Source organism: Micromonospora sp. M42 (genome assembly GCF_000568915.1).
GTDB lineage: Bacteria > Actinomycetota > Actinomycetes > Mycobacteriales > Micromonosporaceae > Micromonospora > Micromonospora chalcea.
The window spans coordinates 972,410-973,220 of sequence record NZ_KK037233.1 but is presented as its reverse complement, the minus strand read 5'-3'; the positions used below and the strand labels follow the sequence as shown (position 1 = coordinate 973,220).

General features: G+C 70.2%; 1 protein-coding gene. It reads left to right on the top strand.

Annotated elements, in window-relative coordinates; all coding sequences use genetic code 11:
- Window positions 1-297 precede the first annotated feature (297 nt).
- On the top strand, window positions 298-811 hold a 514-nt coding region (locus tag MCBG_RS04115; protein WP_043330124.1), incomplete at its 3' end, for a sulfite exporter TauE/SafE family protein.

The window sequence follows — 811 nt, the reverse complement described above, 5'->3', positions numbered from 1 at the left end:
GGTCGGGGTCGACGAGTCCGTCGGTGAGGGATCGGCCGTGCAGCAGGTTGAAGGGTGGCCAGGCGCACCTGGACACCCTACGTCGTCGTGGCAGTCTTTGCCGGGTGCTGAGGCTGTTGTGCTGTTCGATGCTGGTGTTCGTGGCGGTGGGGTCGGTGGGGGTGTGGTTGCGGCGTCGTCGGGGCCGGTGAGGCTTGCCACAGGTGGCGTTGTCGCTGGTGGCGGGGTGGGCAGAATGCGGCGGTGGATGCCCTGTCGTTGACGACGTTGCTGACCGCTGCCCTTGTCGCGGGGTGGGTGGACGCGGTGGTGGGTGGCGGTGGTCTGTTGTTGTTGCCGGCGTTGCTGGTGGCGGCGCCGGGTGTGCCGGTGGCGACGGCGTTGGGCACGAACAAGCTGGCGGCGATTTTCGGTACGTCGACGGCGGCGGTGACGTATGCGCGGCGGACGAAGCTGGACTGGGGTGTGGCGGGTCCGGCGGCGGGGTTGGCGGTGCTGACGGCGGGGTTGGGTGCGGCGCTTGCGGGTGCGGTGCCGGGTGGCGCGTACCGGCCGGTGGTGCTTGTGGTGCTGGTGGCGGTGGCGGTGTTCGTGATGGCGCGGCCGTCGCTGGGTGTGGTGTCGTCGCCGCGGCGCACGCCGGGGCGGGTGGTGGTGGCGGTGGCGGTGGCCGGGTTGGGCATCGCCCTGTACGACGGGTTGATCGGTCCGGGTACGGGCACGTTTCTGGTGTTGGCGTTCACGGCGATTCTGGGTTCGGATTTCGTGCACGCGTCGGCGATGGCGAAGGTGGTGAACGCGGGTACGAATC